General features: G+C 72.8%; 13 protein-coding genes and 1 pseudogene. 7 read left to right on the top strand and 7 right to left on the bottom strand.

The window, feature by feature from the left end; translation table 11 throughout:
* The first annotated feature begins 24 nt into the window (after positions 1-24).
* From EBO15_RS24460 to EBO15_RS24445, 4 genes are all read left to right on the top strand, one after another.
* Entirely contained in the window at positions 25-1089 is a 1065-nt protein-coding gene (locus tag EBO15_RS24460) for a tyrosine-type recombinase/integrase (RefSeq protein WP_122196780.1), read from the top strand.
* 119 nt (positions 1090-1208) lie between these two features.
* Positions 1209-2474, top strand: coding sequence for a serine hydrolase domain-containing protein (locus EBO15_RS24455; protein ID WP_122196779.1), 1266 nt, complete (start codon positions 1209-1211; stop codon positions 2472-2474).
* A gap of 127 nt (positions 2475-2601) precedes the next feature.
* Entirely contained in the window at positions 2602-2988 is a 387-nt protein-coding gene (locus EBO15_RS24450) for an ArsR/SmtB family transcription factor (protein ID WP_199744781.1), read from the top strand.
* A complete protein-coding gene (locus EBO15_RS24445) occupies positions 2985-4952 on the top strand; it encodes a heavy metal translocating P-type ATPase (RefSeq protein ID WP_122196778.1) in 1968 nt (655 codons plus the stop codon). Before EBO15_RS24450 ends, EBO15_RS24445 begins: the two co-directional genes overlap by 4 nt.
* Positions 4953-5072: 120 nt before the next feature.
* Here the strand turns inward: EBO15_RS24445 and EBO15_RS24440 are convergent, their stop codons facing one another.
* The 4 genes from EBO15_RS24440 to EBO15_RS24420 all read right to left on the bottom strand — a co-directional run bounded on the left by EBO15_RS24440 (position 5073) and on the right by EBO15_RS24420 (position 11232).
* Complete coding sequence (locus tag EBO15_RS24440) at positions 5073-5672, bottom strand: cation transporter (protein WP_122196777.1); 600 nt, start codon at positions 5670-5672, stop codon at positions 5073-5075.
* Positions 5673-6001: 329 nt separating this feature from the next.
* Complete coding sequence (locus EBO15_RS24430) at positions 6002-8227, bottom strand: DUF4132 domain-containing protein (RefSeq protein WP_122196776.1); 2226 nt, start codon at positions 8225-8227, stop codon at positions 6002-6004.
* Between the two features lie 95 nt (positions 8228-8322).
* Positions 8323-10692: an ATP-binding cassette domain-containing protein gene (locus EBO15_RS24425; protein WP_122196775.1), complete on the bottom strand. Its 2370-nt coding sequence runs from the start codon at positions 10690-10692 to the stop codon at positions 8323-8325.
* 39 nt (positions 10693-10731) lie between these two features.
* A complete protein-coding gene (locus EBO15_RS24420; RefSeq protein ID WP_122196774.1) occupies positions 10732-11232 on the bottom strand; it encodes an Lrp/AsnC family transcriptional regulator in 501 nt (166 codons plus the stop codon).
* A gap of 94 nt (positions 11233-11326) precedes the next feature.
* On the opposite strand from EBO15_RS24420, the gene EBO15_RS24415 reads away from it, so the two are divergent.
* Positions 11327-11635: a hypothetical protein gene (locus EBO15_RS24415; RefSeq protein WP_122196773.1), complete on the top strand. Its 309-nt coding sequence runs from the start codon at positions 11327-11329 to the stop codon at positions 11633-11635.
* Complete coding sequence (locus EBO15_RS24410; protein ID WP_122196772.1) at positions 11632-12057, top strand: nucleoside deaminase; 426 nt, start codon at positions 11632-11634, stop codon at positions 12055-12057. Before EBO15_RS24415 ends, EBO15_RS24410 begins: the two co-directional genes overlap by 4 nt.
* A 4-nt stretch (positions 12058-12061) precedes the next feature.
* Here the strand turns inward: EBO15_RS24410 and EBO15_RS24405 are convergent, their stop codons facing one another.
* Positions 12062-13078, bottom strand: a complete 1017-nt coding sequence (locus EBO15_RS24405) for an NAD(P)/FAD-dependent oxidoreductase (RefSeq protein WP_122196771.1) — start codon at positions 13076-13078, stop codon at positions 12062-12064.
* Positions 13079-13156: 78 nt separating this feature from the next.
* On the opposite strand from EBO15_RS24405, the gene EBO15_RS24400 reads away from it, so the two are divergent.
* Positions 13157-13807, top strand: a complete 651-nt coding sequence (locus EBO15_RS24400; RefSeq protein WP_122196770.1) for a helix-turn-helix domain-containing protein — start codon at positions 13157-13159, stop codon at positions 13805-13807.
* On the opposite strand, the gene EBO15_RS24395 is transcribed toward EBO15_RS24400, so the two are convergent.
* Together EBO15_RS24395 and EBO15_RS44395 are read right to left on the bottom strand one after the other, a co-directional pair.
* Complete coding sequence (locus EBO15_RS24395) at positions 13808-14239, bottom strand: DUF6221 family protein (protein WP_122196769.1); 432 nt, start codon at positions 14237-14239, stop codon at positions 13808-13810.
* A gap of 44 nt (positions 14240-14283) precedes the next feature.
* Positions 14284-14464, bottom strand: a pseudogene (locus EBO15_RS44395) (murein biosynthesis integral membrane protein MurJ); the annotation flags it as partial.

Raw genomic sequence — 14464 nt, 5'->3', positions numbered from 1 at the left:
CCCGGAAGGATCTAGGCTTCGGCCGTGACGGAGACGCGGGCGGACCTCGAGACAGGCACCGGAGCGGGACTCCCGGCCGAACGCGGAACGGCCCTGGACGTCCCGCCGCCACCCGAACGGGCGCTGCGCGGCACCCCGCCCGCCCGCGCGGCCGGAGAACTCGCCAGCCTCATGCGCGCCGCCGGAATGGACGAGCCGGCACTGCGCGCCACGGGCATCTGGCTGGTGTCCGGACGCCGCTCGTCCGCGCACACCCAGGCCGCCTACCTGCGGGACGTCGGCTGGTGGGTGTGGTGGTGCACGGCCCGCGCGGCCCAGGCGCAGGCGCCCCTCCCACGGGACGCCGACCTGTACGTCGCCGACCTGGTCGCCTCGGGCCTGGCCCGCGCCACCGTGAACCGGCGGGTCGCGGCGGTGTCGTCGTGGTACCGGTACCTCGTCCGCGAGGGATGTGTGGCGGCCAACCCGTTCGAGGGCGCGGAACGCCCGCGCATGGACACCCGGCACTCGCGGACGCGCGGCCTGTCCAAACAGCAGGTCTCCGACGTCCTCACCTACGCCGCCGAGCACGAGACCGCCCGGACCTACGCGCTGCTGTGGCTGATGTTCGCCACCGCCGGACGCATCGGATCTCTGCTCACCGCACGCGTCGAGGACCTCAGCGAGGACAGCGGGCACCGCGTGCTGGACGTGGTGACCAAGGGAGGCCAGAGCAAGAGGTTCGCGCTGCCGCCGCCCGCGGTCGCGGCGCTCGAACGCTACCTCGCCGAACGCGGACGCCCGGCGTCCGGGCCCATCTTCGTCAGCCGGACGGGCCGGACGCTCGTCCAGTCCTACGTGTGGAAACTCGTGAACCGGATCGCGGGGGAGTGCGGCGTCGGCTTCGTCATCAGCCCGCACTCCTTCCGGCACTCGGCGATCACGATCGCGCTGGGCGAGGGCCGTCCGCTGCACGTGGTGCAGGACTTCGCCGGTCACGCCGACCCGCGCACCACCCGCCGCTACGACCGCGACCGCGACGCCCTCGACCGTTCCCCGGCCTACCAGCTCGCCGCCCTCGTCGCCCCGTCGACGCGTCCCGGGCGCTGAGCCGCCCGGGGACGGTATCGCGGGCGTATCGAAAACCGCATACGCCGCCACAACACTCTCCCGTCTTCACTGCAGGCACAGCGACCACGGAGGTCGGTGATCGGGAAAGGACCGTGACCTTGGGCTCGGATTCTGTGCGTGGCACCAACCGGCGGCGGCTGCTCGGATGGGGCGGGCTGGCGGCCGCCGCCGGAGCGGTGGCGGTCGGCGCGCCACTGCTGGGAAGCCGATCCGGGCAGGCCGTGGCCGCGGGACAGCGCGGTCCGGCCCCGTCCGGCCCCGACATCCCGCCGGACACCCGTCCCGGCGGGGCCTACGACCGGTACGTGGCGAAGCTGGCCGCCGAGGGCAGGTTCTCCGGCGTCGTGCTGTTGTCGCACAAGCGCCGGACGGTGCTGTCCCGCAGCTACGGCATGGCCGACAAGGAGAAGGGGCTCCGCAATCACGAAGGCATCGCGTTCAGCCTCAGCTCGGCGGGCAAGCCGTTCGGCGCGGTGGCCATCCTGCAACTGGCGCAGCAGGGCAAGCTGAGCCTGTCGGACACGATGGGCACCCACCTGAAGGGCTACCCCAAGGACATCGCCGAGAAGGTGACCATCCATCACCTGCTCTCCGGCGCGTCCGGGCTGAGCACCCCGGACGAGGACGTGCGACACATCTTCCGGAGCCGGAAGGAGGTGCACAAGTACTACGACCAGTGGGCCCGGCGGTCGAAGGTGGTGGCCCCGCCCGGGACTCCCACCGGCCACGCCGGCTCCGACATCACCATCCCCGCGCTGATCGTGGAGGCCGTCACCGGCCAAACGTACTGGGACTACGTCCAGGAGCACATCTTCCGGCGCTGCGGCATGACCGGCACGGCGTTCTGCACCAGGCCGCAGTGGCTCACCGACGAGCACATCGCGCACCCGTACATGACGCTGGCCGACGGCAGCCGCGTGGACGCGCTCCACCATCTGGACAAGGACAGCCCCCGCCCGGACGTGCCGGGCAAGAACCCGGGCCGCGCCTTCATCGACGCCCCCGGGGACGGCGGCTTCGCCACCGCGCCGGACCTGGTCCGGTTCGCGCACGCGCTGAGCGACGGCACGGTGCTGGCCCGGCCCTACGCCGAACTGCTCACCGGCGCCAAGATCCCCCACAGCGGTTCGTCGTTCGGGGCCTACGACATGCCGGTCCGCATCCTCAACGGCCAGTGGGTGTTCGGGCGCGGCGGCGGCAACCCCGGTGTCAGCGCCAACTGGAACGTCTACCCGTACACCGACTGGGTCGGCGTCGTCCTCGGCAACTGCGACGGCCTGCCGCTACAGGAGATCACCCAGCGGGAGATGCAGGCCATCACCGGAGCTTCCCCCGGCGGTGGCGGGGGCGGTGGGGGCGGCTGAAACACCCCGGGGACCACCCAGGCTTGTACTTGTTCACGATGTCGATCCATCGCACCGGGCCCCGGTTCCTGCTGACGCATGCCCGGCTCCGTCCGCCTGCCAGTCCAAGGCTTGATAACATCGCCAAATGGCGATGACATCTGATTTGGCGCTTGAACGGGTGGAGTTGGCGCCGGCGGCGGCGCTGTTTCGCTCGCTCGGGGATCCGGCGCGGTTGGCGATCGTGCGGCGCTTGGCGGTCGGCGAGGCCCGTGTGGTGGACCTGGTCGAGCACCTGGGGTTGGCCCAGTCGACGGTCTCCAAGCACCTGGCGTGCCTGCGCGATTGTGGCCTGGTGGACTCGCGTCCGGTCGGCCGGGCCTCGGTGTTCACCCTGGCCCAGCCGCCGCTGATCGATCTGCTGGCGGCGGCCGAGGGCGTGCTGGCGGCGACCGGCGACGCTGTCGCACTGTGCCCGACCTACGGATCCAGCGCGGCGCAAGCCGCCTCCACCGGCACCGGGGACGACCGGTGAGCGACGCCTGCGGTTGCGGCGGCGACGAGAAGGCCGCCGGCGGCCAGGAAGAGCGCGCGCCGGAGAAGCCGTGGGAGGTGGACGAGCTGCGGGCCGCCGCGGTCGCCGGGGTCCTGCTGCTGGCCGGGCTGGCCGCAGGGTGGGCCGGTGCCTCGGGGACGGTGGTGATGGTCGTCAACGTCCTCGCGCTGGTGGTGGGCGCCTGGACGTTCGTTCCCTCCACGCTGCGCCGTCTGGCCCGGGGCAGGGTCGGTGTCGGGACGCTGATGACGATCGCCGCCGTCGGCGCGGTCGTCCTCGGCGAGGTCGGCGAGGCCGCGATGCTGGCCTTCCTGTACTCGGTCAGCGAGGGCCTGGAGGAGTACTCCCTGGCCCGCACCCGCCACGGCCTGCGCGCCCTGCTGAACCTGGTACCCGAGCAGGCGACCGTGCTGCGCGACGGCGCCGAGCAGATCATCGCCCCGGACCAGTTGCGCGTCGGCGACACCATGGTCGTCAAGCCGGGCGAGCGGATCGCCACCGACGGCGTCATCCGCTCCGGCCGCACCGCCCTGGACGTCTCGGCGATCACCGGTGAGTCGGTGCCGGTCGAGGCGGAGGCCGGCAGCCAGGTGTACGCGGGAGCGATCAACGGCACCGGCGCGCTGGAGGTCGAGGTCACCACGACCGCCGAAGACAACTCCCTGGCCCGGATCGTGAAGATCGTGGAGGCCGAGCAGGCCCGCAAGGGCTCCAGCCAGCGCCTGGCCGACAAGATCGCCAAACCCTTGGTGCCCGGCATCATGGTCGCTGCGACCCTCATCGCCGTCATCGGATCGGTGCTCGGCGACCCGGCCACCTGGATCGAGCGGGCCCTGGTCGTGCTGGTCGCCGCGTCCCCGTGCGCGCTGGCGATCTCCGTGCCGGTCACGGTGGTCGCCGCGGTCGGCGCGGCCAGCAAGCTCGGCGTCCTGGTCAAGGGCGGCGCCGCGCTGGAGGCTCTGGGCGCGGTGCGTACCGTCGCCCTGGACAAGACCGGCACGCTGACCCGCAACCGGCCCGCCGTGGTCCAGGTCGCCACTGCGGGCGGGCACGGCCGGGAGGAGGTCCTGGCCGTCGCCGCCGCGCTGGAGGCCCGCAGCGAGCACCCGCTCGCGCGGGCGGTCCTGGCCGCCGCCCCCGACGTGCCCGCCGCGACCGACGTCGAAGCGGTCACCGGCGCGGGTCTCACCGGACGCCTTCGCGGCCGTCCCGTCCGGCTGGGCCGCCCCGGCTGGATCGATGCCGGGCCGCTGGCCGGGGACGTCACCGCGATGCAGAACTCCGGCGCGACCGCCGTCCTCATCGAGGACGACGGCCGGCTGATCGGCGCGATCGCCGTCCGCGACGAGCTGCGCCCCGAGGCCCGCGAGGTCATCGACCGCCTCCACGCCGGCGGCCTGACCGTGGCGATGCTCACCGGCGACAACCGGCGCACCGCCGACGCCCTGGCCGCCGAGGCGGGCATCGGCACGGTCCACGCCGACCTGCGCCCCGAGGACAAGGCCCGCATCATCGCCGACCTGCGCACCCGGCACTCCACGGCGATGGTCGGCGACGGCGTCAACGACGCTCCCGCCCTGGCCACCGCCGACCTGGGCATCGCCATGGGCGCCATGGGCACCGACGTCGCCATCGAGACCGCCGACGTCGCCCTCATGGGCGAGGACCTGCGCCACCTGCCCCACGCCCTGGACCACGCCCGCCGCGCGCGGCGGATCATGCTCCAGAACCTCGGCCTGTCGCTGGCGGTCATCGTCGGCCTGATGCCACTCGCGCTCCTCGGCGTTCTGGGCCTGGCCGCCGTCGTCGCCGTCCACGAACTCGCCGAGATCGTCATCATCGGCAACGGCGTCCGCGCCGGACGCACCAAACCGCTGCCCCCGGCCCCCGCCGCCGTCCTTACCGACCAGAGCGCGACGGCCCCGGCCGCGGCCGTCGCGTGAGGGCGACCCGAAGGCGGACTCCTCACCTCCACTCCCGAACCCGGACGGCCGGGGAAGCCCGCCGGCAAGGCCACCGCGGTGCAGACGGAGCGATGGCAGACCGTGGCTCCCCGGGTGGTGTCAGTGGTGACCGAAGGGGGTCTCGCGGGCCTCGCGGAGCGCGTAGCAGACCAGGACGTAGCCGGCGAGCGGGTCGGCCCACCACCAGCCGAGCGCCGCGTTGCCGACCAGGCCGAGGAGTACGGCGGTAGCGAGGATCCCGTCGATGAGGGTGACGCGGCCTTCGGCGTTGAGGACGGGATCGTCCAGCGCGCGGCCGGTGCGGGCTTTCCCTGCGGCCAGGGCGAACATGACCAGCGCGGTGATCGCGGTCCAGACGATTCCCGGCATCGAGTGGCGGGGGTGGTAGCCGACGGCCAGTACCCAGGTCGACTGGATCGACAGGTAGAGGGCCAGGGCGGTGAACGCTGCTCCGATCAGGTGCAGCGCCCGCCGTTGCCGGTCCTCTCCTGTGCCCGAGAGCTCCCAGATCACCACGGTGGACGCGCCGATCTCGATCAGGGAGTCCAAGCCGAATCCGGCCAGCGCGACCGAACGTGCCGACACCGCGGCGATCGCCAGGACCACGATGCCGACCACGTTCCACGCCAGGGTGGCGTACTCCAGCGTGAATCCCCGCCGCAGCAGGGTCGTCCGTGTCATCTCATCCAAGCCGGTCACCCGGATTCCTCCAGCAAGCAGGCCCGTCTTCGTTTCCGGCAGGGGGAGCTGACCGGGGATCCCGTCGCCATATCACGGGCCTTCTCGACCAACTCCGGCCGAGCCATCGCCCTCCTTGCCCGGCCGCCGGCCACCAGGAAGCACGGCCGCCCACCATCAGACCACTGGCCGTCTCCCCCCCCGGACCTCAACCGCTACCACGGCGGGCGCGTCAAACTCGGGCCGTCGCCTTTGCCCGAGTTCGGGGACGTCCTTGTAGAGGGTGGCGCGGGAGACGCCCAGCAGGCGGGCGATGGTGGCGTCGGCGCGGGCGGGCATCGCGCGGGCGGTTACTCCGGGGGGACGGCGTTCTCGGTCAGGTGGGCGAGGTCGGCGAGGATCTCCGAGGCGGCCACCGGGTCGAGAGCGCCGATGGAGAGCCGGGCGCCGGGGTAGCGGCCGGTGAACAGCCCCACCCGGGTGATCTCCTGGTCGGGGTAGTCGTAGGGCGAGATGACGCGGATGCCGGGGTCGATCTGCACCTCCAGATACCGCTCGTCCGGCGTCACGAGACCGATCTGGCGGCGGAAGCCGCCGGTCTCCTTCTCACCGAGCTCCCAGCCGCGTCCGGTCATGCCGATGACACGGCCGAAGTGCACGGTCAGCCTGTCGAAGCGGGTGAGGTTCCCCGTCTCGCGCTCCTCGTCCGTCAGCGCGTGGACGGCCCGTTCGAGCTGCGGAAACGGCTGAAGGATCTCGTGGTCGGCGAACAGCCGCCTCCAGGCGTCCGCCTCCTCGCCGTCCAGGCGCAGGACATGCGGCAGCGCCACCCGCGCCGACTCCGGAAGCGTGAACCCGGCGCCGCGGACGTCGACGAACGCGCGGTCCTCGGCGATCCGGAACGTGGTGACGGACCCGTCCGCCTCGGCGCTCCACACGAGGCGGCCGACGATGTGCCGCAGCAGCGGGTGCCCGGCGAACAGGGAACGGAACTCCCCGGCCGTCCAGTCGCGGCCCGACACCATCGCCTGCTCCAGCCGCTTGACCTGCTCGGCGGCGGTGGTCCTGACCTCCTTCTTCAGGTCACCGAAGCGCTTGTAGGCGGCGGGCGCGGACGTCGGGTCGTCCTTGACCCCGGGCTTGGGCAGCGTCTTGCGGCGCTTGCCGTCCTCGTCCGTCACGTACGGCGTGAGCTGCTCGTCGAACCCGACGACGAAACGGCGGTGGCCGTAGTCGAGGGTCATGGTGCCCTCGGTGTCCAGGCCGAGGTCGGGAACGAGCCGGTCGGCGAGTTGCTCGGGCGTCATCCCGCGGTCTCTGGCGATGCGTTTGAGAGCTCCCGCCGCCCAGGGCCGCATCCGTTTAGCGTCCTCTGCCTTCAGTGCGAGCCGGTGCAGGTGGCGCAGAGCCGAGTCCGTGCCGAGCCTGCTGAACACCTCCAGGGCCGAGGTTCCGCCGCGGTCCCAGACATACGCCTTCGACCAGCGGGCGACGCTGGGCGCGAGAAGGTCGGCGACCTCGTCATCGGCCAGATTGATCAGTGCCCACTGGACGCCGGGGGACGCCCACTTGGCGGAGTCGTCCGCCTGGTACAGCGCCCAGGCGAACGCGGCGAGCGAGGCCGGGTCGCACGCCTCGATGAGCTGCGCGAGGGCCGGGTAGGGCTCCGACGGTGTCGAGATGGACACCATCGTGATGACGTGCCGGGTCACGTCCGCGGGCAGGGCGAACTCTCGTCCGCGCAGCAGGATCCGGGGCAGCCGCTCGGGAGCGAAGCCCGGGGGAACAGGGGGGAGCGGGTCCGGGTACAGGTCCAGCGGGTCGGTCTTCAACGCGGCGATCGCCGCCACGGCCTCCTCGCCGTAGTGGCGGGCGGCCTCGACGACCGCGTCGTGCCCGTGCCGCTCGGCGACCAGACGCAGGGCCTCCTCGGCCCTGGTCCGTTTCGGGCCGGGCTTGCGCAGGGCGTCCGGCACGGTCAGCCGCGCCGCGGCCGGCCCGTGCGTCTCGAACCAGGACGTCGCCTGGTCGTCGTTCGGGTAGACGCCCCAATGCTTGATCATGACCTGGGCGACGTCGGCGTCCAGGAACGGTTCCAGCGCGGCGAAGACACGTACGTTCTTCGCCTCGTACAGCGCCATCGGGTACGCCGCCATCTCGTGGCGCGCCACGGCGGCCCGCACTCCGTAGGACATCGGGTATCCCGTGAGGACGTCCCAGTAGCGCTCGTCGGCCAGCAGTGTCGCACCGAGTTCCAAGGGCGCCTGCGTGAACAGGTTGGTGGCCAGGGTGTGGAGCCGGCGCAACGGCTCCGCCCGCACCCGCTCGGTGGCGAAGTCGTCCGCCACCTGCTCCCAGTCGGTGTCGTCTGGCAGGCGCTCCCAGCCGCGCTTCTCGTACGGCGCGGTCAGCCACTCCTCCCGCTGGCCCGGTGCCCACGTGACGACGGTCGGTTCCTTGGGCGCCTTCAGGCCCTTGAGGACGATCGGCTCCTTGCTCTTGGGCTCCCGCTGCCACGGCGGATTCACCAGCAGGTCGGGCAGGGCGCTGGCGGGGGCATCCTTCAGTTCCGGCATTGCTCCAGGTTTCTGACGAGGTCGGGGGAGGACCTTCGGCGCACGCGCTGTGCTCACCGAAGGCCGGTTCAGCGTCGTTGACTCGCGCGCTGGGATCAGGGGCCGACGTAGTCGGCGAGGTGGTGGGCGGTCAGGGTGGAGCGGGCGGCGACCAGGTCGGCGGGGGTGCCTTCGAACACGACGCGTCCGCCGTCGTGGCCGGCTCCGGGGCCGAGGTCGATGATCCAGTCGGCGTGCGCCATGACGGCCTGGTGGTGCTCGATGACGGTGACCGACTTGCCGGAGTCGACGAGCCGGTCGAGCAGGCCGAGGAGCTGCTCGACGTCGGCGAGGTGCAGGCCGGTGGTGGGTTCGTCGAGGATGTAGACGCCGCCCTTGTCGGCCATGTGCGTCGCGAGCTTGAGCCGTTGCCGTTCGCCGCCGGACAGCGTGGTGAGCGGCTGGCCGATGGTGAGGTAGCCGAGCCCGACGTCGGCGAGCCGCACGAGGATCGCGTGCGCGGCGGGCGTGCGGGCGTCGCCCGAGCCGAAGAACTCCTCCGCCTCGGTCACCGGCATCGCCAGGACCTCGCTGATGTCGCGTCCGCCGAGGCGGTACTCCAGGACCGACGCCTGGAAGCGCCTGCCCTCGCACTCCTCGCAGACCGTCGCGACGCCCGCCATCATCGCCAGGTCGGTGTAGATGACGCCCGCGCCGTTGCAGGTGGGGCAGGCGCCCTCGGAGTTCGCCGAGAACAGGGCGGGCTTCACGCCGTTGGCCTTGGCGAACGCCTTGCGGATCGGGTCGAGCAGGCCGGTGTAGGTGGCCGGGTTGGAGCGCCGTGAGCCGCGGATCGGGGTCTGGTCGACCGACACCACGCCCGCGTCCGCCGGGATCGACCCGTGCACCAGCGAGCTCTTGCCGGAGCCCGCGACGCCGGTGATGACGGTCAGCACCCCGAGCGGGACGTCGACGTCGACGTCCCGCAGGTTGTGGGCGTTCGCGCCGCGGATCTCCAGCGCCCCGGTGGGCTCGCGGACGGTGTCCTTGAGCGCGGCGCGGTCGTCCAGGTGGCGTCCGGTGACGGTGCCGCTGGCGCGCAGGCCCGGGACGGTGCCCTCGAAGCAGACCGTGCCGCCCGCCGAGCCCGCGCCGGGGCCGAGGTCGACGACGTGGTCGGCGATCGCGATCGTTTCGGGCTTGTGCTCGACGACCAGGACGGTGTTGCCCTTGTCGCGCAGCCGCAGCAGCAGCTCGTTCATCCGCTGGATGTCGTGCGGGTGCAGGCCGACGGTCGGCTCGTCGAAGACGTAGGTGACGTCGGTGAGCGAGGAGCCGAGGTGGCGGATCATCTTGACGCGCTGCGCCTCGCCGCCCGACAGGGTGCCCGCGGGGCGGTCGAGCGACAGGTAGCCGAGGCCGATCTCCACGAGTGAGTCGAGCGTCTGGCGGAGCGACCCGAGCAGCGGCCCGACCGACGGCTCGTCCAGGTCGCGGACCCAGGCGGCCAGGTCGTTGATCTGCATCGCGCAGGCGTCGGCGATGCCGATCCCGGCGATCTTGGACGAGCGGGCGGGCGCGGCGAGCCGGGTGCCGTCGCACTCGGGGCAGGTGGTGAAGGTGACGGCCCGGTCCACGAACTCGCGGATGTGGGACTGCATGCCCTCCTTGTCCTTGGCGAGCATCGACTTCTGGATGCGTGGCACCAGACCCTCGTAGGTCATGTTGATGCCTTCGATCTTCATCCGCGTCGGCTCGCGGTGGAGGAAGTCGTGCAGCTCGGTGTCGGTGAACTCGCGGACGGGCTTGTCCGGGTCGAAGAAGCCGGACGAGGCGTACAGCCGGTGGTTCCAGCCGCCGGCCTTGTACCCGGGGACGGTCATCGCGCCCTCGGACAGCGACTTGGAGTCGTCGAACAGCTGGGTGAGGTCGAGGTCGGTGACGGAGCCGCGGCCCTCGCAGCGCGGGCACATGCCGCCGGTCACGCTGAAGCTGCGCTTCTCCTTCACGGTCTTCCCGCCGCGCTCGACGGTGACCGCGCCCGCGCCGCTGATCGACGGGACGTTGAACGAGAACGCCTGGGGCGAGCCGATGTGCGGCGTCCCGAGGCGGCTGAACAGGATGCGCAGCATCGCGTTCGCGTCGGTGGCGGTGCCGACGGTGGAGCGCGGGTCGGCGCCCATCCGCTGCTGGTCGACGATGATCGCGGTGGTGAGGCCCTCCAGGACGTCCACCTCGGGCCGGGCGAGCGACGGCATGAAGCCCTGCACGAACGCGCTGTAGGTCTCGTTGATCAGGCGCTGCGACTCGGCCGCGATCGTGCTGAAGACCAGGGAGCTCTTGCCCGATCCGGACACGCCGGTGAAGACCGTGAGCCGCCGCTTGGGCAGCTCGACCGTGACGTCCTTGAGGTTGTTCTCGCGTGCCCCGACCACGCGGATCAGCTCGTGGCCGTCGGCGGCGTGGGGCTCGGTGGCCTTGCTCATCGTCTCTCCGTCGTATCGGGCTCGGACTGGGCCGTCACGCTACCGGGCGCCACCGACGGATCCACCCGCCGAGCCGTCGGAGATCGTCCAGGACGCCGTGGCGGGAAGGCCGCGGTAGGACAGCGGCTCGCTGTAGACCAGGTTGGTGGTGGTCGAGCCGAGTTCGAGCAGCTCGTCCACGACCTGCTCCAGGTGCCCCATGGAGGACGCCGCGATCTTCAGGACGTAGCAGTCCTCGCCGGTGGTGCGCAGGCACTCCAGGATCTCCCCGCGCTCCCGGAGGAGGTCGTGCAGGGGGCCGTGCCGGTTGCCGGGGTACTTCAGGCGGACGACGGCGAGCACCGGAAGTCCGGCCTTGGCCAGGTCGACGCGGGCGTGGTAGCCGGAGATCACGCCCGCTTCCTCCAGCCTCCGGACCCGCTCGGTGGTGGCGGACGCGCTGAGGCTGACCCGCCGGCCCAGCTCGGTGAGCGGGACGCGGCCGTCCCGCTGGAGCTCGGCGAGGATCGCCCGGTCGGTCGCGTCGAGATTCTCGGTCACCGCGCCAAAGTACCGGCAGATCCACGGCGCAGCCCGCCCCATGGCGGGAGAAGTCCCTTCAAGCGGGCCGGATCGGCTGGATAGCGTTGGCCGCATGATTCTGGGAGTCAACGTTCCGCTCAGCGGCGGACGACCCGTCCTCGGCGTCGGCCCGGGCTGGGCACCCCGCGCCGTCCTGCGACTGAGCGCCGAACCGCTCACCGGAGAGCGCCGCGCGGGCGAGGGGACCCTCGACCAGGTCCTCGGCGACCTGGACCGGCTGCGCGCGATGGGCGCCGGGAGCGTCGTGCTCGACCCGCTCCTCGACCACCCGGACGAGACCCTGCGCCCCGAACGCGCCTGGCAGGACCTGGCCACCGTGGCCGCCCACAGAGTGGCCGCCCACAGAAAGGAACTCGCGTGACCCCCGACGAGGAACGCCTGCTGCGCCGGGCCGTCGAGATCGCCGTCCAGGCCCGCGCGGACGGATACGCCCCCTACGGCTCGCTGCTCGCGGGCCCGGACGGCGCCGTCCTGATCGAGGCGCACAACACCGTCCGCGCCGACCGGGACATCAGCGCCCACCCCGAGCTGAAGCTGGCCCGGTGGGCGGCCCGCGAACTCGACCCGGCCACCGCCGCCGCGACGACGATGTTCACCAGCTGCCAGCCGTGCGGCATGTGCACCGGCGCAATCGACCGGTCGGGCCTCGGACGGGTCGTGTACGCGCTGTCGAGTGAGCAGCACGACGCGCTCACCCCCGGCGGCGGATGGCCCTCCGTCCGGCAGGACGGCCCGGCCCTCCACGAGGAGGCCCGCGCCGCGATCGACGGCTACTACGCCTGACGCTTCACAGGCCGTGTCTGCGGTCGCCCAGGACCGCCTCGGCGATCATCGCCTCGACGGCCCCGCCGAACTCCGTCGCGCGCCGCCCGGTGACGCGGTCGTGGCGGACGGCCCGCTGGACGTCCCCTTCGACGAGGTCGGCGTTCAGCGCCATGGCGGCCGCCGAGCCCTCCGCCGCGGCCATGATCACCTGGGCGTGGGGGTTCACGACGTTGCCCGCCGCCGACACGCCGGGGACGGCGGTGCGGCCCTTGCCGTCGGTCCGCACCAGGCCGTCCTCGCGAGCGCAGCCGAGCCCGGTGAGCAGCCCGTCGTTGGGGATCATGGTGCTCTGAACGAACAGGGCGCCGCGGTCCACCACGCGCCCGTCGGCCAGCTCGACGCCGCGGAGCCCGTCGTCGTCGGCGACGACCCGCTTGACCTGCCCTTCCCTGATGGTGACGCCGCGTGCGGCGAGGCGCTCGCGGTCCTCCGGGGAGATCTCCCGCCCTTGGCCGAACAGGACGACGTCCGAGGACCACTGCCGGACGAGCAGCGTCTGGTGGACGGCCATCGGGCCCGTGGCCAGCACCCCGATCGGCCGGTCACGGACCTCGTAGCCGTGGCAGTACGGGCAGTGCAGGACGTCCTTGCCCCAGCGTTCCCGCAGGCCGGGGAGGTCGGGCAGCTCGTCCCGCAGGCCGGTCGCGACCAGGATCCGCCGGGCCCGCAGGGACGCGCCGCCGGTCAGCCGGACGGTGAAGGCGGGCTCGGGGCCGTCCTCGCGGGCGACCTCGTCCACGCGGGCGGTGATCGGCTCGACGCCGTACCCGGCGAGTTCGGCGCGGCCCGCCTCGAGGAGCGCGGCCGGGGGCATGCCGTCCCGGGACAGGAAGCCGTGCATGTGGGCGGCGGGCGCGTTGCGCGGGGCGCCGCCGTCCAGGATCGTGATCCGGCGGCGGGCGCGCGCCAGGACCAGTCCGGCGCTGAGCCCGGCCGCGCCGCCGCCGATGACCACCACGTCGTGCATGTTCTCGTTCATAGGGCCAGCGTGCGTTCGGTGGCTTCGAAACGGCAACTCCTGTTGCCGTTTCCGGGACACGTCGGGTGAAATGGGGTCATGGAACATCGACACGACGAGGCCCGGCACGCGGAGACCTCGGGCGACCCGTCGTCCGCGATCGACCGGGCCCTCACCGAGGTCGGGCCGCGGCTGCGGAGACTGCGCGCCGACCACGGCATCACCCTGGGCGCGCTCGCGGAGGCGACCGGGATCTCCAAGAGCACCCTGTCCCGGCTGGAGTCGGGGCAGCGCAGGCCGAGTCTGGAGCTGCTGCTGCCGCTCGCGCAGGTCTACCAGGTGCCCCTGGACGAGATGGTCGGCGCGCCCGAGGTCGGCGACCCGCGCGTCCGGCTGACGCCGCGCGACGGCGGCGACCGCACGGTGATCCCGCTGACCAAGCATCCCGGGCCGCTGCAGGCGTGGAAGACGATCCTGCCGGGCAACGCCCGCCGCGAACCGAACCCGGTGACGCACGAGGGCTACGAATGGCTGTACGTGCTGTCCGGCCGGCTCCGGCTGATCGTCGGCGACCACGACCTGGAGCTGGCGCCCGGCGAGGCCGCCGAGTTCGACACGCGCCTGCCGCACTGGTTCGGCCCGGCGAACGCCGAGCCGGTCGAGCTGCTCAGCCTGTTCGGACGCCAGGGCGAGCGCGTCCACCTGCGCGCCGCGCCCAGATCGCGCCGCCCCGGCGCCGGGGCTGAATGATCAGACGCTCCACTCCGGCCGGTAGGCCGGGTGGTCGGAGTAGGTGGACGCCAGGGCGCGCAGCGTCGTGAGCCGGACGGCCTGCGCGGCCTCGGCCGCCTCGCCGCGATGGCCGCTGGACAGCAGCCACTCGGCCTTCACGTACTCGTCGAGGACGAGGCGCTTGGCGGCGACGTCGCGCAGCGCGCGGGCGGGGTCGTGGCGGGCGATGTGCTCGGCGTAGCTCTCGTTCTCCGCCTGGGCGACGAACCCCGGGCGCCCCGGGGCGGCTCCCGCGCCGTCCGCCGCGCGATCGGCGGCGGAGGCACCGGCGGGGCCGTCGAGGCTGATCGAGCCGGGCGGCGACGGCCGCCACGCGGCGCCCGATCCGGCGCGCGCGATCTGCTCGTCCTTGGCGATCCGGGCCCGCAGGAACTCCACCAGCTCGTCCACCCGGCCATTCTGCAGCCCCGGGCGGACGGATCGCACCCGGTTTGTCAGCCGAATCTGAGCGCGGACGTCAAAGTGCGCAACTCGGTCACTCCGAGGAGCCGCGCGACCAGCGCGTACAGGACGCCCCCGGCGGCGGACGCGGCGGCGACGACCACGGCCGCGCTGCCCGGCCCGGCGCCGAGGGAGCCGTCGACCGCGTGGGCGACGGCGGCGGCCGCCAGCCCC

The organism is Actinomadura harenae (genome assembly GCF_003696215.1).
Taxonomy (GTDB): domain Bacteria; phylum Actinomycetota; class Actinomycetes; order Streptosporangiales; family Streptosporangiaceae; genus Spirillospora; species Spirillospora harenae.
Note: the sequence above shows the minus strand (reverse complement) of the source record. Positions and strands in the feature narration are given on the sequence as shown.